Genomic DNA, 19,968 nt, shown 5'->3' on the forward strand with positions numbered 1-19,968 from the left:
GCGGTGGCCGTATGGATTCCGCCGGGCGGGTCGTGCGGGGGTGCCGGGTCAGGGGGCGGGGCCGGGGCGGGGGTGGCGATCACGGTCGCGGGGAGGGCATGGTGGATCACGGCCGCCGGCCGAGGTCTGCTGCATCGGTCGCCCGGTGACGCTCAGGAAAATAGTTCACGGCGATCAAATAAAACAAGGGGTCCGTTCGTCCGACCCACGGCGTCCGCGCGCCGCCTTCCGGCGCACCCGCGTCCCGCAGGCGCCGCCGTCGACCCGCCCCGCGGACCGCTCACCGAGACGCGAAACCCCTGCTCAGAGGCGTGCCGACACAGCGGCCGACTCGGCCTTCTCCCCCACCTCCGGGCCGGTCGCAGCAAGGTCTTGTTTAACTGTTCACCTTGCTCTAATTTTTCCTCCATCGCGGCGCTCCCCCTACCGTCGCGACACCCGCGCCACGCCGTGGCCGGCTGTTCGGGGCCGTCCCGGACCGCTTCGGAGCAGCCTCTCCGGCGCTCCCCGCACCCTGGGAGTCCCTGTGCACCACACCCGCGCGAGCCCGCCTCCCGGTGGGGCGAACGCCGAGAAGTCGCGGGCCGCGACCGCGTTCAGCAGGCCGTTAGGGTGGCGTCGTGAATGCAGCGGGCAAGTTCGGGCCTTACAACCAGCCGGGCCCGGCTCGGACGACATCGGTCACCGACGTGGGACACGCCCGCGCCCTGCCCGGCACGGGCCAGAGCGGATCCGATCTCGTCCGGTCGAGGATCGCGCTGCGGGTACGCCTGCGCTCCGTGCGGCCGGGGGACCGGCTCCCGGATGCCGGGGTCCTCGCCGAGGAACTGGGGATCAGCGAGATCACCGTGCGTCGCGCGCTGGAGGGCATGTGCCAGGACGGCCTGCTCGACCGTCGGCGCGGACGGGCGGGCGGCACCTTCGTCGCGCGGGACTGGGACACCGTCGTCGCCGTGATGCACGACGCCGCGGAGGCGGCCTCCCTGGACGCCTTCCATCTGCTGCTCGAATGCGGCCTCGTGGCGCACAGTTCGGGAGAGGTCCCGGCCGAGCGGCTGGAGGGGCTGCGGGCGCTGGTCGAGGAGACGGAACTGACCGACGACCCGGCACGCCTGGCCGAGTTGGAGGCCCGCTTCCACCTGGACCTCGCACAGACGCTCGGCGGTGCCGGAATGCGCGAGTTCGCCGCCGACCTGCTCGGCCGGCTCTGCCTGCTGCTGCCCGCGCCGCACCCCACGGTGATCCGGGCCCAGAACCACTGTCACGCCGAACTGCTCGCCGAACTGGGCCGGGGTGCGACCGATCCGGCCGTGCGGGCGGTGAAGGCACACCAGCGTTCCCGGCACCGCTGACGCCCGGTCGTGCCGGTCCGACCGCCGGGAACCCGCGCCGGTAGTCGAAGCGGCACCCATCAGGCCACCACCGCACAAGGAGTTGCCGCCATGCCCGACCCCGGAGCAGGCCCGCTGTCCCCGCCGGGCCCCGTCGGCGACGCGCCGCAGCGGCTGCGTGGCGGCGTCCTCGGCATGGCGGACATCGCCGCCGCCACGATGGCCAACGTCGGCCCGGCCATGAGCTTCTTCTTCGGTTTCGCCTTCCTGGCCACCACCGCGGGCGTGGCCTCACCCCTGACCATCGTCGCCGCGGGCATCGCGGTCGCGCTGCTCGGCAACACGCTGGCGGAGTTCTCCCGGGCGCACCCCTCGGCCGGCAGCTTCACCACCTTCGTGGGCAAGACCTTCGGACCGGTCAGCGCGGTGACCACGGCGCTGCTGGCGGGGCTCGGCTACATCATCGCGATGGCCTCCGTCATCGCGATCTCCGGCGGGTTCGTGCAGATCACCCTGTACCACTACACCGGCGTGGACCTGCCGTGGATCATCTGGACCCTGCTGCTCACCGGACTGGCCGTGGGGTTGATGCTGCGCGGGATCGTGGTCTCCACCAAATGGGCCGGCTACTTCTTCGGCGTCGAAATGCTGGTACTGGCCGTGGTCTCGATCGCGGCGCTCGTGGAACACCGCGGCTCGCTTTCCCTCGATCCGTTCCTGCCCAGCCATATCAGCCACGGCTTCAGGGGTCTGGCGGCGGGTTTCCCCCTGGCGGTGTACCTGTTCGTCGGCTGGGAGAACTCGGCCGCGCTCGCCGAGGAGACGGAGAATCCGCGGCGCAACGTCGGCCGCGCGGTGTTCTCCTCCATCGCGATCATGACGGTGAGCTACGTTCTCTTCGCCTACGCCACGGTGACGGGCTTCGGCTACGACGTGAACAGACTCGGGGCCTCCCCGATCCCCTTCGTCGAGGTGGCCCAGCACACCCTCGGCGCGCTGGCGTTCCTCACCTATCTGGGCGGTCTGACCTCCACGCTCGGCGTGCTGATCGCCGGCATCAACTCCCAGGCCCGCCTGGTGTTCAACGCCGGGCGCGAGGGTCTGCTCCCGTCCTTCTTCGGCTACGTGCACCCCACCCGCCGTACGCCGAACAACGCGATCATCACCTTCGCCGCCACCGCCCTGCTGATCATCGGCGGCTGGGGCCTGGGCCATCTGGTGGGATCCGGCCGCGGCCCGATGAACCCGGTGGTCTTCTTCACCGAGTCCTCGACCCTCGGCACCATCCTGATCCTGCTGGTCTACCTCGCCTCCAACATCGCCCTGCCGCTGTACTACCGCAGGTACCGGCCGCAGGAGTTCCGGGTGGTCCGGCACCTGGTACTGCCCACGCTCGGCACCCTGGCCATCCTGGTCCCGCTGTACTACTTGGCCAAGCCGGGCCAGCCCGCCCCGTACAACTGGTTCCCCTACGCGGCACTGACCGCCCTGCTCGCCGCCGTCGGCTACGCGGCCCTCCTGGTCCGCCGCGACCCGACCCTGGCCGACCGCGTCGGTTCTGTGGTCGCCGACGCGGACTGAAGCGGTGGACGTGCGTCGCGAGGTGAACGACCGCCGGTGGGAGGACATCTGACGGCTCGTCTCCCCTTCCCGTCCTGAGGCGGCGGTTCGGCTGCCACAGCCCACACCGTCGGGCGTCCGCCGCGGTCCCGCAGTCTGCGGACGTCCATGGACCTCGATCGCGTCGCCCTCGCCGAGGACGCGTCGGATATGCGGGGCTTGTGCAAAACGTTTTGGATCCTTAACGTCCGTTTCGAACGGAAGGATCCTCATGACGCGCCGACTGATCGTGACGTCCTGCTCGGTGCTCGTGACGCCCGAGCAGGGCCCCTGCCGAGTGGAGAGGGACCAGGACATCCTGGTCGAGGACGGGGTGATCGCCTGGCTGGGCCCGGCCGGCTGCGGACCGGAGGCGGCCGGGGCGGAGACCGTGGACGGCACGGGACTGCTCGCCGTACCCGGGCTGGTGAACGCCCACACGCACGGCCCGATGACGCTGATGCGCGGCGCCGCCGAGGACGTGAGCGTGGAGGCCTGGTTCAACGAGCGGGTGTGGCCCATGGAGGTCAACCTCACCCCCGCCGACATCGGCCTCGGCGCGCAGCTGGCCTGTGCGGAGATGCTGCTCAGCGGCGTGACCACGTTCGCCGACCACTACTTCCACGCCGAGCGGATCGCCGACGCCGTCGTACGGACCGGGATCCGGGCCGACATCGCGCCGACCTACTTCAGCAGCCGGGGTCGCGCGGCCCTGGAGGAGAGCGCCGAGACCGCCGTAGCCCTGCACGGCACGGGTGACGGACGGGTCACGGCGTCGCTGGGCCCGCACGCGCCGTACACCGTCGAGGACGCGGACCTGGTCCGACTCGCGGAACTGGCCCGGGAGGCGGGCCTGCGTATCCACATCCACGCCGCCGAGCACCTGGAGCAGACCGAGTCGAGTCTCGCCCGGCGTGGCATCACCCCCATCACGGTGCTGGAGCGGACCGGGGTGCTGGACGCGGGCGCGCTGATCGCGCACGGCTGCGGCATCGTCGCCGAGGACCTGCCGACGCTGGCGGCGCACGGGGACCGTACCGGCGTGGCCTGCTGTCCGAAGGTGTATCTGAAGCACGCCCTGCATCCGCTCACCCCGGTACGGAACCTGCTGGACGCCGGTGTCGCCGTCGGCGCCGGGACGGACGGGGCCGCCGGGCACAACACGCTGGACGTGTGGGAGGCGATGCGGCTGATCGCGCTCACCCAGAAGCAGGCCGAACGGGACGCCACCTGGATGACGGTGTCCGACACCGTCCGGCTGGCCACGCGCGGCGGAGCCCGGGCGCTGGGCCTCGGCGGCCGGATCGGCGCCCTGGAGCCGGGCCGGGCCGGAGACATCGTGCTGGTCGACCTGGGCGGCGCGCACTGCCGCCCGGTGCACGACCCGGTGGCGGCCCTGGTCTACAGCGCCCGGGCGAGCGATGTGCGCACGGTCGTCGTCGACGGACGGGTCGTGGTGCGGGACGGCCGACTGCTGACGGTGGACCTGCCCGCGCTGCTGGCCGAGATCGAGGCACGCGTGCCCGCGCTGCTCGACACCTCGCACGGCAGGGCGGTGCAGCACTATGACCCCTGAACGGGACGAGGATCCGGGGCGCCGCCGGTTGCGGCGGCCCGCGTCGATCAAGGACGTGGCGGCCGCCGCCCGGGTCAGTCCGACCACGGTGTCGCATGTGCTGAGCGGCAACCGGCCGGTCGCGGAGGAGACCGCCGAGCGGGTCCGCTCGGTCGTCAGCAGGCTGGGCTACGTCCCGGCGTCCACGGCCCGCAACCTTCAGGCCGGTTCGACCAACGTCATAGGGCTGCTGGTGCCCGACATCACCAACCAGTTCTTCGCCGAACTCGCCAAGGGCGTCGACGACGCCGCCCACGACCTCGGCTACGGGGTCATCCTGTGCAACACCGAGTTCGACCCCGACCGCGAGGACCGCTATCTGGAGATGCTCCGGGGCCGGTTCATCGACGGCATGGTGTACGCCTCCGGCTCACCGCCCTCCCGCAGCCGGCTGGCGTCGCTGCTCGGGCGGTTCCCCATCGCCCTGGCCGACGAGGTCGTCCCCGGGCTGCTGGAGCAGACCATCCTGGTCACCGCCGACCACCGCGCGGGCGGCCGGCTGATCGGGCAGCATCTGCGGGAGCTGGGCCACCGCCGGGTGCTGGCGATCAGCGGGCCGGTGGACCTGGTCAGCAGCCTGGAGCGGATCGCCGGTTTCCGGGAGGCGTTCGGCGACACGGGCGTCACCGAGGTCGAGGGCGCGTTCGTCGAGCGGTCCGGCTACGACCTGGTCGCCACGGCCCTGGAGGGCGGCGGCCCGCGCCGCTTCACCGCGGTGTTCGCCGCCAACGACCTGATGGCGCTGGGCGCGGTCGCCGCCCTGGAGGACGCGGGCCTGAGCGTCCCCGACGACGTCTCGGTGGCGGGCTTCGACGACATCATGCTCGCCTCCCGGGTCCACCCCCGCCTCACCACCGTCCACCAGCCCGCCTACGACATCGGCCGCACCGCCGGGGCCCAGCTCCTGAGCTACGTCCACCGTGACGAGGTGCCCCCCGCCTCCCGGCACATCCTGCCGGTCCGGCTGAAGGTCCGCGCCAGTACGGCGCCCGTGCGCCCGGCCCGCTGACCGGCGCACCCCGCCCCACCACCACCTCAACACCCAACACCCCGCACCTCACACCTCACACCTCATTGAAAGGCCGTGCAGCGATGCCCCATGTCCTCGTCGTGGGTGAGTCCTGGTTCACCCACTCCGTTCACCAGAAGGGGTTCGACTCCTTCTTCACCTCCGAGTACGTCGAGGGCGCCCAGGTCTTCCTCGACGCGCTGCGCGAACGCGGCCACACGGTGACGTACGTCCCGGCGCACGAGATAGCGACCAGAGTGCCCGCCACCGCCGAGGAACTGGACGCCTACGACGTCGTCGTGATCAGCGATGTCGGCGCCAACAGCTTCCAGCTCACCCCGCAGACCTTCGCCCACTCGGTGCCCACGCCGGACCGTACGGAACTGCTCCGGGAGTACGTCGAGCGCGGCGGCGGCCTGCTGATGGTCGGCGGCTACCTCACCTTCACCGGCATCGACGCCAAGGCCCGCTGGGGCCGCACTCCGCTGGCCGCCGCGCTGCCGGTCGCCCTGCACGACCGGGACGACCGGGTGGAGCTGCCCGCCGGGGCCGCACCCCGGGTTCTCGCCCGGCACCCGGTGGTCGACGGGCTGGACGCGACCTGGCCGGACCTGCTCGGCCTCAACGAGGTGGCGGTAGGGGACGGCGCGGAGCTGCTCGTCGAGTGCGCGGGCCATCCGCTGCTGGCGGTGGGCGGATACGGCGCGGGCAGGTCGGCGGCGTTCACGTCCGACCTGGCGCCGCACTGGGCCCCGCCCGCCTTTCTGCAGTGGGAGGGCTACCCCGAACTGTGGGACCGGCTGGTCCGCTGGCTGGCCGGCACCCCGGCAGAGGCAAAGGCGAAGGCGGAGGAGGCCTGATGGTCACCGCCCACATCTCGGCCGCCCCCGGCGACTTCGCGCCGGACGTGCTGATGCCCGGCGACCCGCGCCGCGCACGCCGTATCGCGGAAACGATCCTTCAGAATGCCCGGCTGGTCACCGACGTACGCGGCATCGAGGGCTACACCGGAACGTACCGAGGGGCGCCCCTGTCCGTGCTGGCCTCCGGTATGGGCATGCCGTCCGTCACGATCTACGCGACCGAGCTCTTCCGCTTCTACGGCGTGCGCCGCATCGTCCGCGTGGGCACCGCGGGCGGCATCCCCGCCTCGGTGGGGCTGCGGGACGTCGTCGTGGCCACCGCCGCCCACACCGACTCGGCGATGGGCAGCCGCCGTATCGACGGTGTGCACCTCAGTCACGCGGCCTCCTTCGGCCTGGCCGCGGCCGCCGCACGAGCCGCCGAAGCCGGTGGCGGGAGCGGTGACGGAGCCGGACCGCGCACGCACATCGGGCCGGTGTTCACCACCGACCACTTCTATCTGGAGCGACCGGCGCTGTTCGAACGGCTGGAGACGCACGGGACCCTCGCCGTCGAGATGGAGGCCGCGGGCCTGTACGCGACCGCCGCCGCCGAGGGCGGCCAGGCGCTCGCCGTCCTGACCGTCAGCGACCACGTGCGCCACGCGCAGGCGCTCACCCCGGACGAACGGGAGACCGACTTCGACAGGGCCGTCACCATCGCGGCCACCGCGCTGCTCCCGGAAACAAACTCCTAACGCGAGAGAACACAAAGACCCATAGCCAAAACGTTTTGCATTGCATAGCTTTCGGCCAATGACCAAGAATGCCCCCGCAGAGAAAGTGAATCCAGGCAATGAACAAGATCAGAATTCTGGGAGGCGTCGCGGCGCTCTCCCTCACCCTCGCCGCATGCGGCGCCTCGACGGACGCCGACTCTTCCCAGGCCGGGGATTCCGGCAAGCCGAGAATCAAGTTCGTCATCAACGGCAACCTCGGCGACCGTTCCTTCTTCGACTCCGCGTACGCGGGCCTGCAGAAGACGGAGAAGGACCTCGGTTACAGCCTGAAGGTCGTCGAGCTGGGCAGCGACCGCACCAAGTGGGCCTCCGGCTTCGAGGACGCCGCCGCCGGCGACGACTACGACGTGCTCGCGGCGGGCACCGTGGACACCGTCGACCTCGTCTCCAAGCTGGCCCCGGAATACCCGGACAAGAAGTTCTGGCTCTTCGACGGCTCCGTCGACTACACGGGCAAGAGCGGCTGTTCCAACAAGTGCGCGAACGTCTACTCGGTCACCTTCAAGCAGAACGAGGCCGCCTATCTCGCCGGATTCCTCGCCGAAAAACTCGTCGCCGACAAGTCCCTTCCGGGCAGCGCCGGAAACGGGAAAGTGGGCGTGATCGGCGGAGTGAAGATTCCCGTCATCGAGGACTTCGTCGTCGGCTTCAAGGCAGGTTTCAAGGCGGCGGGCGGAAATCCGTCCTCCGGTGTCCTCGTGCAGTACGTCGGCGGCGACAACCCGTTCGGCGACCCGGCGAAGGGCAAGCAGATCGCCTCGGCGATGTACGGGCAGGGCGCCGAACTGGTGTGGCCCGTCGCCGGATCCTCCGGGCTCGGCGTGTTCGAGTCGGCCGTCACCGCCAAGCGGTACGCCTTCGGCGTCGACTCCGACCAGTACAAGACGCTCACCGACCCCGCCCAGCGGGAGACCGTCGTCACCTCCATCCTCAAGAACGCCGGCAACGCCCTCTACCTGGCGGCCAAGGCGAACAAGGCCGGCACGCTCGCCTACGGCAAGCCCGCCGCCGTGGGCCTGGCCGAGGACGGCGTGGGTTACGTGGACAACGCGAACTTCGAAAAGCTCGTCCCCGCCGCCGTACGCGCCGAACTTCAGGCGCAGGCCGCGAAGGTCAAGTCCGGTGCCGTCAAGGTCCCTTCGGCCTTCTGACCTCCGAGGAACACTGGTGGAACCCATCGAGGAAACCGACGCGGCCGTGCACGGCGCCGCGGAGAAGGCCCCTGCCGCCCTTGCGGCCACGGGCCTGGGCAAGACCTACCCCAACGGCACCCGCGCCGTGATCGACGTCGACCTGTCGGTGCCGGTCGGCGAGATCAGGGCGATCGTCGGGCAGAACGGCGCCGGCAAGTCCACTCTGATGAAACTGCTGTACGGGCTGGAACAGCCGTCGGCCGGCCAACTCAGCGTGCACGGCAGGCCGGTCAGGTTCTCCCGGCCGCAGGACGCCATCGCCCTCGGGGTGGGGATGGTCCACCAGAACCTCATGCTGGTGCCGTCGTTCACCATCGCCGAGAACGTCGTCCTCGGCGTCGAACCGGGGCGGCCGGGCCGCGTCGACCGCGTCGCCGCCGCCGAACGTACCGCCGCGCTGGCCGAGGAGGCGGGGCTCGCCGTCGACCCGGAGGCCAGGGTCGACGCGGTGTCGGTGGGGATGCGCCAGCGCGCCGAGATCCTCAAGGCCCTGCACCGCGGCGCCCGCATCCTGATCCTCGACGAGCCCACCGCCGTGCTCACCCCTCAGGAGACCACCGACCTGTTCACCGCGGTCCGCGGACTGCGCGACTCGGGCATGACCGTGCTGTTCATCTCGCACAAGCTCAAGGAGGTACGGGAGATCAGCGACCGCGTCACCGTCATGCGCGCCGGGTCGATGATCGCGACCGTACGTACCGAGGAGGCGTCCCCGGCGCAGCTCGCGTCCATGATGGTCGGCCGGGAGATGTCCCTCGACGTGAGCAGGCCTCCGGCCCGCCCCGGAGCGGGAGTACTACGGGTACGAGGGCTCTCCGGCCCCTCGGTGCACGACGTGGCCCTCGACATCGCGGCCGGTGAGATCGTCGGCCTCGCGGGCGTCGAGGGCAACGGCCAGACCGAACTCGTCGAACTCCTCGCCGGACTGCGCCGCCCCACCGCCGGAACGGTCACCGTGGACGACGCCGACGTCACCCACCTCGACGCGGCGGGCCACCGCCGGGCCGGTGTCGCCCACGTGCCCGAGGACCGGCAGTCCAACGGGGCGGCCCTGGACCGCTCCGTCGCCGACAACCTGATCGTCGACCGCCACGACCGGCCCCCCGTCGCCCGCCGGGGCATCCTGCGCACCCGCCGCATCCGTGAACTGGCCGAGGACCTGATCGGCCGGTACGCGATCCGCGCCCCGCATCCCGACGCGACGGCCGGTTCACTGTCCGGCGGCAACCTGCAGAAGGTCGTCGTCGCCCGCGAACTGTCCGCCCGGCCACGCCTGTTGCTCGCCGCACAGCTGACCCGGGGCGTCGACATCGGCGCCATGCACTTCATGTACGAGCGGCTGATCGAGGCCCGGGACGCGGGCGCGGCGGTGCTGCTGGTCTCCGCCGACCTCGGTGAACTGCTCGCGCTCTCCGACCGGTTGCTGGTCATCAAGGACGGCCGCCTCGTCGCCCGCTTCGACGACCCGACCGGTCTCACCGAGGAGGCCACCGGCCTGTACATGCTCGGTGTGGAGCGGCATTCCGACGAGCGGATCACGGCAGGTGTCCGATGACCTCGATCCTGAAACCCGGAGCGGACGCGGAACGGCAAGGCCGGCCTGAGACGCAGGGACGCCGGGATTTCCTCGCCACCCGGCGCCGTACGGCCGTCGTCGAGCTGACGATGACCGTGCTGACCGTCGCCGTCGCCGTCCTCATCGCCTTCCTGGTCGTCCTGGCCACCGGCAAGGACGCCACCGGCGCCCTCAACGCCCTGCTCACCGGCCCGCTGGAACGCACCCCCCGCATCGGCCGCTGGCTCGCCGACGCCACCACCCTGGCGCTGCTCGGCCTGTCCGTGTCGATCCCCTTCCGGGCCCGGCAGATCAGCCTCGGCGCGGAGGGCCAGGTGTACGCCGGCGCGCTCGCGAGCGCCCTGGTGGCGATCAACCTGCACCTGCCGCCCGTCGCCGCCGTCCTGGTGCCGCTCGCCGTCGCCGCCCTCGCCGGGGGCGCGCTGGGCGCGGTCCCGGGGGTGATGAAGGCCCGCCTCGGAGCCAACGAGATCGTGGCCACCCTGATGCTGAACGCCGTCGTCGTACGGGTCTTCGACTATCTCCTCACCGACCACATCAAGGCGCCGGAAAGCAGCGCCGTGCAGTCCGCCCCGGTGCAGCCGGACTCGGCGCTGCCCCTCCTCTCTGACTTCTTCGGCGTCCCCCTGGACCAGGCGAACATCGGCCTCTTCGGGATGCTCGCGGTGGCCGCGGCCGTCTGGTTCCTGCTGGCGAGGACACCCCTCGGCTACCGCATCCGGATCACCGGCTCCAACCCGGACTTCGCCCGGTACGGCGGCCTCGACGTGCCGCGCACCATCGAGTGGAGCTTCGTCATCGGCGGCGCGCTCGCCGGTCTCGCCGGGGCTCACCTGGCCCTCGGTGTCTACGGCGGGCTCCAGCCCGACATGGCGGGCGGCCTGGCCTTCGAGGGCATCGTCGTCGCCCTGCTGGGCCGCAACAACCCCATCGGCGTGGTCGCCGCCGCGCTCCTCTACTCGTATCTGCGCGTCGGCGGCGATGTGATGGAGCAGCAGACCGACGTCGGCTCCGAGGCCGTGACCATCATCCAGGCGGTCATCGTGCTGCTCGTGACCGCCCGGGCGCTGCCCGAACTCGTCAAGCGGTACCTCGCCCGAAGGGAGGCCCGCTGATGGGCCCCGTGCTCGACGTCGTGCTCAGCACCGGATTCCTCGCGGCGATCCTCGGGGTGTCCACGCCGTACGTCCTCGCCGCCCTCGGCGGTCTGCTGGCCGAGCGGGCCGGTGTGCCCAACATCGCGCTGGAGGGCTCGATGCTGACCGCCGCCTGCACGGGTGCGCTGGTCGCCGGGTACAGCGGCTCGGTGTGGGCGGGCGCCGTCTGCGGGATCGCCGGGGGCGCGCTTCTCGCCCTGCTGCTCGGCGTGCTGCACCTGTACCTCGGCGCGGACGCCATCATCGCGGGCATCGGCCTCAACCTGCTCGCTGCGGGCGCGACGGCGTACACCGTGTACGCGCTCCTCGGTGACAAGGGCGGGACCAGCAGGCTGCACAGCGGGGCGCTGCCCTCGGTCCGGCTGCCGCTGATCGAGGACGTTCCCGGTCTCGGTGCGGTGCTCAGCGGGCAGAACGTGCTGACCTGGGCCGCGCTCGCCGCCGCCCCGGCGGTGGCCTGGCTGCTGTACCGGGCCCGGTTCGGCTTCCATCTGCGTGCCGTCGGCGAGCATCCCGAGGCGGCCCGCTCGGTGGGCATCCACGTGCACCGGGTCCAGTTCCGCGCCCTCGCGCTCAGCGGCGCGCTGGCCGGGGCTGCCGGAGTGTTCCTGAGCATGGGCGCGGTGTCCTTCTTCGTCACCGGTATGACCGCGGGCCGCGGCTACATCGCCCTGGCCGCCGTGTTCCTCGGCGCCCTGCGCCCCTGGGGCGTCTTCCTCGCCGCCCTCGGCTTCGGCACCGCCGAGGCCCTCGCCGTCCAGCTCGGCAACCTCGCCATCCCGTCGCAGCTGGTCTCCGCGATCCCGTACGCCTTCACCCTGCTCGCCCTCGCGTTCTTCGCCTGGCGCCGCCGTCGCGCGTCCCGCACCGCGCCCGCCGCCCCGCCCGGCCTGCCCACCCCACAACTTACGGAGACCCCATGAGCATCCGTGCCGCCCGCGCTCGGATCATCGCCACCGCCGTCGTCCTGGCCGCGCTTCCCGCCCTCATCGGCACCCCGGCCGCCGCCGCTCACGACAGCGGCATACGGCTGGACTTCCTCGGCGAGCGAGAGCTTCCGAACGCCATGCCCTTCCAGGGCACCACCGTCGGCGGGCTGTCCGCCATCGGCTACGACGCGAAGTCCGGCACGTACTACGTGATCAGCGACGACCGGTCGCAGACCGGCGCGGCCCGCTTCTACACCGCTCACGTCGACCTCACCGGCGGCACCCTGAAGGGTGTCGAGCTCACCGGCACCCACCCCTGGCTCCGCCCGGACGGCACCACCTTCCCGCCCACCTCGACCGCCACGTCCACCGTCGCACCCGACCCGGAGGGCATCGCCGTCGACCCGCGCGACGGCGGCCTGGTCTGGACGAGCGAGGGCGAACGCATCGTCCCGTCCGACGGCCCGGCCCTCCTCGGCGACCCCTGGATCCGCCGCGCCACCACGACCGGCGCCTACACCGGACAGCTCCCGCTGCCCCCTCAACTGCACATGAACTCCCAGGAGTTCGGCCCCCGCAAGAACCAGACCCTGGAAGGAGTCACCTTCACCCCGGACGGCCGACGGATCGTCACCGCCATGGAGGACCCCCTCTACCAGGACGGCGACGACCCCACCCCCGAGCACGGCGCGCTCACCCGCATCACCGTCCACGACGCCCGCACCGGACAGCCGCTGTCCCAGTACGCCTATCCCCTGGAGCCCCTGTTCGCCGCGACCCCCGCGGGCAGCACCGACACCAACGGGGTCAGTGACCTCGTCGCGCTCGGCCACGACCGCTTCCTGGTCCTGGAGCGCGCCTCGATCTACGCCGACAACAACTGGAAGGCCCGGATCTACCTGGTCGACCTGCACGGCGCCACCGACGTCCTCGGCCGCGACTCCCTCACCGACCCGTCCGACCCGTCCGCGCGACCCGTCCGGCCGGTCCGCAAGACGCTGGTGACCGACCTGTCCGACGTACCCGGACTGTCCCGGGTCGACAACGTCGAGGGCATCACCCTCGGCCCCCGCCTCCCCGACGGCCGCCGCACCGTCGTCCTGGTCTCCGACGACAACTTCGCGGCACGCCAGGTGACCCAGTTCATCGCCTTCGCGATCCGCGGATGATCCCGTCGATACCCTCCTGCTGGGCAGGATCGGCCGTACACCTGAGCGCCGCCGGCCTCGCCGTGAGGCGAAGCGCGACGGCGCCCACAGTTCGGTGTCAGCTCCTGGCCCACTGCTGGTTGGTGCCGCCGTTGCAGTACCAGACGTCGACCGATGTGCCGTTGCCGGTGCCCGCTCCGGCCGCGTCCAGGCAGAGCTCCGGGTCGGCGACGCTGGACACGGAGAGGTCAGCGTTCACGTTCCACTGCTGTGCCGCCGCGCCGGTGCAGTCGGTGATGATCACGGGGTCTCCCGCCGTGGCTCCGGTGCCTCCCACGGTCATGCACTTGTTGCCGTAGACGGTGAGCTGCTTGTCCGCGTTCCAGTTCCAGGACTGGTTGCCGCCGTCGTTGCAGTCCCAGAGGTCGAGCTGGGTGCCGTTGGTCGTGCTGAAGCCGGGCACGTCGACGCAGCGGCCCGAGGCCACGCCGCGCAGGACCTCACCGGGAGGCGCGGGCGGCAGGTCGTTGACCGGCGGGGTCTTGCCGAAGCCGTAGCCCCAGCGCAGCAGCGCGACTCCGCCGGCGTTGTTGTCCACCAGGTTGCCCTCGGCGTCCAGCGACTCGATGGAGTAGGCGTCGCCGAAGCGCAGCCCCGGCCAGTACACCAGTCCCATCCCCTTGCTGCGGGCGGTGTTGGCCACGGCCGCGAGATACGAGGTGTAGATGTTGCCGTTCCATGCGCCGTAGTTCAGACCGGTGGTCATCGGGGAGCCGGCCTCGTCGATGACGGTCCGGCCGGCGTACTTGCCGATCCGCTTCTCGAGGTCGGCGGTCCAGTCCGACTGCTGGGTGTAGCTGTTCCAGAACCCGTAGAAGTGCAACGACAGCAGGGTTCCCCGCAGTTCGGGTGCCGCGCCGACGCCGGTGACGTTGTCGTTGTAGCCGGTACCGCTGATCACGACACGGCCGCGCGGGACGTCCTTGTGCTGGGCGAGCCAGCCGCTGGTGACGGACACCCACTGGTCCAGGGTGTAGCCGTGCGGCTCGTTCATGGGCTCGAAGTAGACCCGCGGGTTGTGCTTGTACTCCCGCACCACGGTGTTCCACATCGTCTTCCAGGCGGCCGTGTCGTCGACCAGGCCGTCCTTGCTGGAGTCGGCCTCCCAGTAACTGACGATGACCTTGTCACCGGAAGCGGTGGCCGCGTCGATCGTCGCCCGGTACGACTTCCACCAGGTGGTGCCCACGCTTGCCGGGTTGATCGGCAGTCGCAGCGTGTTGGCGCCCAGGTTCTTCCTGAACCCGCTCACCATCTTCTGCGTGGTGCGGTACACGGTGCGGTAGTTGTCGGTCACCGACAGCCCGCTCGGCACCACGGCGTCACTGGCGTAGTTGTCGCGCGGGTCGGCCCAGTTCACCCCGCGGAAGTCACTGGTGCCCCCCTTCGTCGCGGTCTTCACCGGAGCGTACGAGGCGGCCGGCTTCGCGGAGTCCTGCTGGGCGAGGGCGGGGCCGGGGGCGGTCAGCAACAGAAGCGTCGCGCCGAAGCCGGCCATGAGCGCACTGGCCAGTCTTCGCGACCTCGTCGGGGTCTTGGTCATGTCGTCTCCAGTGACGGGAAATCGTGGAGGGCGGAGTGCGGGTTCGTCACCTGAGCCGAGCCAGGGATGAGCCAGGGTCCGGTGTCCCAGACCTGCGTAAACCGGCCATGGTTACGTAACCATCGCCCGGACATTCGCACGACGCGCGCTCCGGTGACAAGACCCGTGACACTTCCGAAACACGCCAGACCCGCGCGGGACCCTGAGTGGGTTCACCGACAACGGGCGTCAACGCACATATGTGAGGGGCCGAAAGGCTCTGTCTCCTGTCACGCCGACGGGAGCCGTCCGCCGGGGCCGGCCTGCGTTCCCGTGTGTCGCCGCTGAGCGGTGAGCGGCCCCGAGCCCGGAGCTCTGGCCGCCGGCCCGCGCCCCCATGGCGATGCGCCGAGAGGGGGGCGAAAATGGGATCGGGACAGGAGCCACCCGGTCATCGGACACAGCGTCGCCCTCGGCGCGGGGGCGCCGACCATGCTGAACGCGCTCGCGCCAAGCCGGCAGGGCAGCGGGGCACTGCGGTCGGGTCAGGTGACCGGCGGACTCGTCGAAGACTCCGGACGCCGCGAGCGGGAGATCAGAGCGCTCCCGCGGGTGTGCAGGAACACAGGTGATCGTTCATGTGCCGATGGCTCGCTTATTCGGGAACACCCCTGCTTCTCGACACCATCCTCTACAGACCGGCCCACTCGCTGATCGACCAGAGCCTCCACTCGCGACTGGGTGTCGAGACGACGAACGGCGACGGCTTCGGCGTCGGATGGTACGCACAGGAGCGCATCGGCACCCCGGCCCTGTTCACGGACGTCGGACCCGCCTGGAACAACCGCAACCTGAGGGAGCTCGCGGATCATGTCCGCTCCCCGTTGTTCTTCGCCCATATCCGGGCGACGACCGGCACCGCGGTGCAGCAGACGAACTGCCACCCCTTCCGGCACGGCCGCTGGATGTGGATGCACAACGGTGCCATCGCGGATTTCCACCTCATGCGCCGCGACCTGTCCCTGCTCGTCGCCCCTGGGCTGTACCCCGACATCGAAGGGACGACGGACTCGGAGCTGATGTTCTACCTGGCACTCACCTTCGGCCTGGACCAGGACCCGCCGGGCGCCGTGTCCCGGATGGTGGGTGCGGTGGAGCGCAGCGGCCGCGACCACGGCGTGGAGTTCCCGCTGCAGATGACGATCGGCGTGACCGACGGCGAACGCGTCTGGGCCTTCCGCTACTCGAGCGAGGGCGCTTCCCGGTCCTTGTTCTACAGCACCCGCGTGGATGCCCTGCGCAAACTGCACCCCGACGCGGCGTTCCTGCACGAAGTGTCCGACGACACCCGCCTCATCGTTTCCGAACCTCTCGGCGACCTGCCTGGCGCCTGGAACGAGGTACCCGAAAGCAGCTACAGCGTCATAGAGGACGGGGCGGACGACCTGCATTCCTTCGTCCCGGAACCTGCGTGACGCCCCTCGACACCCGAAAAAATGAGCGTTTCCGCAGGTCAGCGAAATGCACAGGTGGCGAGATCGCGCTCACCCAGGCACGCGAGAGCAGCTCGGAACTGGTCCAGCCCGACAGGACGGTGGCCGTAAGGGGCGGGCGCGACACCCGTGCGCGCTGGTGGACCTGGGATGGATACCGGGCCAACGCCACCCTGGCCGCCGTACTGACCACGATCGCCGATCCGCTCCAGCGGCCAACAGACACACCTGTATCGACTTCGCGAGGACGTGGCACCCGCGAAATGGACGAAGGCCATCGCGGAAGCAACAGATCAACTGTGCCTTCCCGCAGTGGACGCACGGGCGCTGAACGGCCTCAAGTTCAGCGCAGCACTGCCAACCCGGCTCGCAGAGGCCACCCTTGCCGCGCGGCTCGCGGATCTGGGCGGTGCGACAGTCGCGCTCTGCGAACCGACCAGGTTCATCGTCCTAGGACAATGATGTGGCCGTCGATCAACGAGAGGCCGGCGAGGCTGACACACGTGAATGTTTCCCAGGAGGTCAGGCTCGCGCGTCTCGCTGCTGAACTTCTTTGAGGACTCCGGCCACCGTAGCGAAGTCATTGTCCACGTGGAGAACGGTGTGCCCATGGTGTACAGCTGTCGCACACACCACCAGATCGATCACTCCAGCCGCCCGATGCTGGCCCCGCTGGGTCAGTTTGTACTGTGCGGTGTCGACCCAACGCCAGGCGTTCTTCGGAACCGGAGAGAGCAGGCAGAGCGCGTCCAGTTCCTCTGCGAGCTCATCCCGATGGGACGGGCTGGTTGCCGAGTAGAGAAATTCGGTACGTGTCGGCTCGCAGAGGTGGAACACCCCGGCGGCAATGTGTCCCTCCCATGGACGCAACGCACCTGGGGTGCGAAACAGGTGCCACAGAGCCGAGGTGTCCACCAGATACGTGATCACTCGAAGGCCTCGCGTCGCGCACGCTTCTCCGCGTCCTGCGCCGCCGCGGCCTCCTCGAACTCACCACGTGCGCCCCGCGCGGCCAACTTCTCCGCAGCCTCAAGCCGCTTGATCCGCGCCACGTAGTCCCGAAGGGCCGCGTTGACGGTCTCCTTCTTCGTCGTGACGCCCATGAGCCGCATGGCCTCGGCCAGCGCCTCGTCGTCGAGATCAATCTGCGTGACGGACATCGGACACCTCCAACATCCACGATGTATGTACCCAAGATACATCACCAACATTGGGCGCAGCCATCGATCACAAACAGACCACGCGAGGGAGAAGCGACGGATCTACAGCAACCGCCGCCTCCGCCCACTTCCAGCGCATGGAACCTTCGCCCAGCGGAGTCCCTTGCCGACGGGACACAAAGGGCGACCCCAGTCCGCCGGACCGCGCATGGACCTGGGTCATAGCGTGTCGATCGGATCAGCCGAGGACGTAGGTCTCCATCGCCGAGTCAGCGACGATCTTCGAATTGCCGCAGAGCGGCTCGACGTAGGCAACGAGGGCTGCGACCTCGCTGCGCTCCGGTTGACCGTTCTCGACGCGCCAGGCACGCACGGGGCCACACCCGTCTGCACCCCCTTCTGGATCTGATCCTTTTCGACAGCGACAGCAAATACTTGGCTAGCCACATGTTTGCTGCTACGTTAATTATGTGTCCAGCCACCTAAATGGGTGGGGGCACGAGAGGAGTCGTCATGAGAGCCATCCTGTTCGACCGTTTCGGCGGCACGGAAGTACTGCGCGAGGCGGACATCGAGGTCCCGCAGCCCGGCCCCGGACAGATCCGCGTCCGCGTCAAGGCGGCCGGGCTGAACGCGCTGGACGGCAAGATCCGCTCCGGGGCCATGGAGGCCGCGTTCCCCACGCCGCTCCCCGCCGTCCCCGGTGGCGAGCTCGCCGGCGTGGTGGACGCCCTGGGCGAGGGCGTGCAGGACGTGCAGGTCGGCGACGAGGTACTGGGCTGGTCGGACACCGGCTCCTACGCCGAGTACGCGCTGGCCACCACGGTGGCCCCCAAGCCCGCCGGCCTCGACTGGCCGCACGCGGCCGCGCTGCCGGTGGCGGGCGCGACGGCCGAGCGGGTCCTGGACCTGCTCGGCGTCGCCGCCGGGGAGACCGTACTGATGCACGGTGCGGCCGGAGCGGTCGGCACCCTGGCGGTCCAGCTCGCCACGGCCCGCGGAGCACACGTCATCGGCACCGCCGGCCCCGCCAACCAGGACTACCTCACCGCGCTCGGTGCCACCGCGACCCTCTACGGCAAGGGCCTGGTCGAGCGGGTCCGGGCACTAGCCCCCGACGGCGTGGACGCGGTGTTCGACCTGGCCGGGAAGGGAGCCCTGGAGGACTCCATCACCCTGCGGGGCGGCACCGAGCGCATCGTCACCATCGCCGACCTCCGCGCACACCAGCTCGGCATCACCTTCTCCAGCAGTCCCCGGGAACGCTCCGCCGCCGCCCTGGCCGCGCTGGCCCAGGACGCCGCGACCGGCAAGGTCGTCACCACCCTCACCGCCTACCCGCTCGCCGAGGCCGCCACGGCCCAGCAGGTCAGCGACGCCGGGCATGTCCGGGGCAAGCTCGTCCTCACCGTCGACTGATCACGCCCCCCTTCCCCCTGTTTCGATCATCACCGCACCGAAGGACCCCTCATGCTGAACGCCCTGTGGACACCGACCACCGTCGGTGACATCTCCCTCCCGCACCGCCTGGTCATGGCCCCCATGACCCGCGACCGCTCCACACCCGAAGGCGTACCGACCGAGCTGAACGCCGAGTACTACGCCCAGCGGGCCTCGCACGCACTCATCATCACCGAGGGCACCCAGCCCTCCGCCGACGGCCAGGGCTACCTCCTCACCCCCGGTATCCACAATGACGAGCAGATCGCCGGGTGGCGCAAGGTCACCGACGCCGTGCACGAGGCCGACGGCCGGATCGTCATCCAGCTGATGCACACCGGACGTATCGCCCACCCCGACAACACCCCGCACGGCCGTCAGCCGGTCGCCCCTTCGGCGATCCAGCCGCAGGGCGCGATGTTCACCGCGTCCGGGCCCCAGGAGATGCCGGCACCCCGTGCTCTGTCGACGCAGGAGGTCGCTACGACCGTCGACGACTTCCGCCGCGCCGCGGCGGCCGCCGTCGCGGCAGGCGCCGACGGCGTGGAAATCCACGGCGCCAACGGCTACCTGATGCACCAGTTCCTTTCCGACAACACCAACCAGCGCACCGACCGCTACGGCGGCTCCATCGACAACCGCATCCGCTTCGCCGTCGAGGCCGCCGCTGCCGTGGCCGGCGAGATCGGCGCCGACCGCACCGGCCTGCGCATCTCCCCCGGCAACCCCTACAACGACATCGCCGAGTCCGACACCGCCGAGCTGTATCCGGCGCTCCTGCGCGCCCTGAGTCCGCTCGGCCTCGCCTATCTCCACGTGATGCACGCGGGCGACGAGGAGTTGCTGGGCACCCTGCGCGCGCTGTGGCCGACCACGCTGATCCTCAACCGGGCCGGCACCGACCTGCCCACCCGCGCCAAGGACGTCGACAACGGCACGGCCGACCTTGTCTCCGTCGGCGCCCTCGCGCTCGCCAACCCGGACCTGGTCGAGCGGCTACGCTCTGACGCGCCGCTGAACACCCCCGACCCGGCGACCTTCTACGGCGGCGGAGTGGCCGGCTACACGGACTACCCCACCCACACCGTCTGAGG

At 70.5% G+C, this 19,968-nt stretch carries 18 protein-coding genes; 14 read left to right on the top strand and 4 right to left on the bottom strand.

The annotated features are described in order from the left end of the window. Nucleotides 1-620: 620 nt before the first annotated feature. The 11 genes from TN53_RS21355 (at nucleotide 621) to TN53_RS21405 (ending at nucleotide 13,220) form a co-directional block, all read left to right on the top strand. Nucleotides 621-1,352, top strand: coding sequence for a FadR/GntR family transcriptional regulator (locus TN53_RS21355; protein ID WP_046260188.1), 732 nt, complete (start codon nucleotides 621-623; stop codon nucleotides 1,350-1,352). 90 nt (nucleotides 1,353-1,442) lie between these two features. Then, nucleotides 1,443-2,912, top strand: a complete 1,470-nt coding sequence (locus tag TN53_RS21360) for an APC family permease (RefSeq protein WP_046260189.1) — start codon at nucleotides 1,443-1,445, stop codon at nucleotides 2,910-2,912. Nucleotides 2,913-3,162: 250 nt separating this feature from the next. Beyond that, nucleotides 3,163-4,506 (top strand): amidohydrolase, encoded by a 1,344-nt coding sequence (locus tag TN53_RS21365; RefSeq protein ID WP_046260190.1) that lies wholly within the window; start codon nucleotides 3,163-3,165, stop codon nucleotides 4,504-4,506. Beyond that, the gene (locus tag TN53_RS21370; RefSeq protein WP_046260191.1) at nucleotides 4,496-5,554 is read left to right on the top strand and encodes a LacI family DNA-binding transcriptional regulator; all 1,059 of its coding nucleotides are present in this window, start codon (nucleotides 4,496-4,498) and stop codon (nucleotides 5,552-5,554) included. The genes TN53_RS21365 and TN53_RS21370 overlap by 11 nt, the downstream gene beginning before the upstream one ends. A gap of 83 nt (nucleotides 5,555-5,637) precedes the next feature. Continuing rightward, nucleotides 5,638-6,414 (top strand): glutamine amidotransferase, encoded by a 777-nt coding sequence (locus tag TN53_RS21375; RefSeq protein WP_046260192.1) that lies wholly within the window; start codon nucleotides 5,638-5,640, stop codon nucleotides 6,412-6,414. Further along, nucleotides 6,414-7,154, top strand: coding sequence for a purine-nucleoside phosphorylase (deoD, locus tag TN53_RS21380; protein ID WP_046260193.1), 741 nt, complete (start codon nucleotides 6,414-6,416; stop codon nucleotides 7,152-7,154). Before TN53_RS21375 ends, deoD begins: the two co-directional genes overlap by 1 nt. Before the next feature lie 98 nt (nucleotides 7,155-7,252). Then, the gene (locus TN53_RS21385; RefSeq protein ID WP_046260194.1) at nucleotides 7,253-8,347 is read left to right on the top strand and encodes a BMP family lipoprotein; all 1,095 of its coding nucleotides are present in this window, start codon (nucleotides 7,253-7,255) and stop codon (nucleotides 8,345-8,347) included. Nucleotides 8,348-8,363: 16 nt separating this feature from the next. Then, on the top strand, nucleotides 8,364-9,944 hold the full coding sequence (locus TN53_RS21390; protein WP_095046626.1) for an ABC transporter ATP-binding protein: 1,581 nt from the start codon (nucleotides 8,364-8,366) through the stop codon (nucleotides 9,942-9,944). Beyond that, nucleotides 9,941-11,080, top strand: a complete 1,140-nt coding sequence (locus TN53_RS21395) for an ABC transporter permease (protein WP_046260195.1) — start codon at nucleotides 9,941-9,943, stop codon at nucleotides 11,078-11,080. The genes TN53_RS21390 and TN53_RS21395 overlap by 4 nt, the downstream gene beginning before the upstream one ends. Beyond that, on the top strand, nucleotides 11,080-12,045 hold the full coding sequence (locus tag TN53_RS21400; RefSeq protein ID WP_046260196.1) for an ABC transporter permease: 966 nt from the start codon (nucleotides 11,080-11,082) through the stop codon (nucleotides 12,043-12,045). Before TN53_RS21395 ends, TN53_RS21400 begins: the two co-directional genes overlap by 1 nt. Next, on the top strand, nucleotides 12,042-13,220 hold the full coding sequence (locus TN53_RS21405) for an esterase-like activity of phytase family protein (protein WP_046260197.1): 1,179 nt from the start codon (nucleotides 12,042-12,044) through the stop codon (nucleotides 13,218-13,220). Before TN53_RS21400 ends, TN53_RS21405 begins: the two co-directional genes overlap by 4 nt. 97 nt (nucleotides 13,221-13,317) lie before the next feature. On the opposite strand, the gene TN53_RS21410 is transcribed toward TN53_RS21405, so the two are convergent. Then, nucleotides 13,318-14,802, bottom strand: a complete 1,485-nt coding sequence (locus tag TN53_RS21410) for a ricin-type beta-trefoil lectin domain protein (RefSeq protein WP_046260198.1) — start codon at nucleotides 14,800-14,802, stop codon at nucleotides 13,318-13,320. A gap of 617 nt (nucleotides 14,803-15,419) precedes the next feature. On the opposite strand from TN53_RS21410, the gene TN53_RS21415 reads away from it, so the two are divergent. Further along, the gene (locus tag TN53_RS21415) at nucleotides 15,420-16,256 is read left to right on the top strand and encodes a class II glutamine amidotransferase (RefSeq protein ID WP_046260199.1); all 837 of its coding nucleotides are present in this window, start codon (nucleotides 15,420-15,422) and stop codon (nucleotides 16,254-16,256) included. 540 nt (nucleotides 16,257-16,796) lie between these two features. Here the strand turns inward: TN53_RS21415 and TN53_RS45315 are convergent. The 3 genes from TN53_RS45315 to TN53_RS49180 all read right to left on the bottom strand — a co-directional run bounded on the left by TN53_RS45315 (nucleotide 16,797) and on the right by TN53_RS49180 (nucleotide 17,807). After that, nucleotides 16,797-17,204, bottom strand: a complete 408-nt coding sequence (locus TN53_RS45315) for a PIN domain nuclease (protein ID WP_095046627.1) — start codon at nucleotides 17,202-17,204, stop codon at nucleotides 16,797-16,799. After that, entirely contained in the window at nucleotides 17,201-17,434 is a 234-nt protein-coding gene (locus TN53_RS21420; RefSeq protein ID WP_046260200.1) for a type II toxin-antitoxin system VapB family antitoxin, read from the bottom strand. Before TN53_RS21420 ends, TN53_RS45315 begins: the two co-directional genes overlap by 4 nt. 238 nt (nucleotides 17,435-17,672) lie before the next feature. Beyond that, complete coding sequence (locus tag TN53_RS49180; protein ID WP_267886550.1) at nucleotides 17,673-17,807, bottom strand: hypothetical protein; 135 nt, start codon at nucleotides 17,805-17,807, stop codon at nucleotides 17,673-17,675. Nucleotides 17,808-17,947: 140 nt separating this feature from the next. On the opposite strand from TN53_RS49180, the gene TN53_RS21425 reads away from it, so the two are divergent. Together TN53_RS21425 and TN53_RS21430 are read left to right on the top strand one after the other, a co-directional pair. Beyond that, nucleotides 17,948-18,853, top strand: a complete 906-nt coding sequence (locus TN53_RS21425; RefSeq protein ID WP_046260201.1) for an NADP-dependent oxidoreductase — start codon at nucleotides 17,948-17,950, stop codon at nucleotides 18,851-18,853. Between the two features lie 51 nt (nucleotides 18,854-18,904). Continuing rightward, entirely contained in the window at nucleotides 18,905-19,966 is a 1,062-nt protein-coding gene (locus tag TN53_RS21430) for an alkene reductase (RefSeq protein WP_046260202.1), read from the top strand. Nucleotides 19,967-19,968: the final 2 nt, after the last annotated feature.

Source organism: Streptomyces sp. WM6386, assembly GCF_000972385.1.
GTDB lineage: Bacteria > Actinomycetota > Actinomycetes > Streptomycetales > Streptomycetaceae > Streptomyces.

What these genes read in the sequence shown, in the direction of transcription:
- TN53_RS21360 (WP_046260189.1), top strand. Translation starts at nt 1,443, where the DNA reads ATGCCCGACCCCGGAGCAGGCCCGCTGTCCCCGCCGGGCCCCGTCGGC.
- TN53_RS21365 (WP_046260190.1), top strand. Translation starts at nt 3,163, where the DNA reads ATGACGCGCCGACTGATCGTGACGTCCTGCTCGGTGCTCGTGACGCCC.
- TN53_RS21370 (WP_046260191.1), top strand. Translation starts at nt 4,496, where the DNA reads ATGACCCCTGAACGGGACGAGGATCCGGGGCGCCGCCGGTTGCGGCGG.
- TN53_RS21375 (WP_046260192.1), top strand. Translation starts at nt 5,638, where the DNA reads ATGCCCCATGTCCTCGTCGTGGGTGAGTCCTGGTTCACCCACTCCGTT.
- deoD (WP_046260193.1), top strand. Translation starts at nt 6,414, where the DNA reads ATGGTCACCGCCCACATCTCGGCCGCCCCCGGCGACTTCGCGCCGGAC.
- TN53_RS21385 (WP_046260194.1), top strand. Translation starts at nt 7,253, where the DNA reads ATGAACAAGATCAGAATTCTGGGAGGCGTCGCGGCGCTCTCCCTCACC.
- TN53_RS21395 (WP_046260195.1), top strand. Translation starts at nt 9,941, where the DNA reads ATGACCTCGATCCTGAAACCCGGAGCGGACGCGGAACGGCAAGGCCGG.
- TN53_RS21400 (WP_046260196.1), top strand. Translation starts at nt 11,080, where the DNA reads ATGGGCCCCGTGCTCGACGTCGTGCTCAGCACCGGATTCCTCGCGGCG.
- TN53_RS21405 (WP_046260197.1), top strand. Translation starts at nt 12,042, where the DNA reads ATGAGCATCCGTGCCGCCCGCGCTCGGATCATCGCCACCGCCGTCGTC.
- TN53_RS21410 (WP_046260198.1), bottom strand. Translation starts at nt 14,802, where the DNA reads ATGACCAAGACCCCGACGAGGTCGCGAAGACTGGCCAGTGCGCTCATG.
- TN53_RS21415 (WP_046260199.1), top strand. Translation starts at nt 15,420, where the DNA reads ATGTGCCGATGGCTCGCTTATTCGGGAACACCCCTGCTTCTCGACACC.
- TN53_RS21420 (WP_046260200.1), bottom strand. Translation starts at nt 17,434, where the DNA reads ATGTCCGTCACGCAGATTGATCTCGACGACGAGGCGCTGGCCGAGGCC.
- TN53_RS21425 (WP_046260201.1), top strand. Translation starts at nt 17,948, where the DNA reads ATGAGAGCCATCCTGTTCGACCGTTTCGGCGGCACGGAAGTACTGCGC.
- TN53_RS21430 (WP_046260202.1), top strand. Translation starts at nt 18,905, where the DNA reads ATGCTGAACGCCCTGTGGACACCGACCACCGTCGGTGACATCTCCCTC.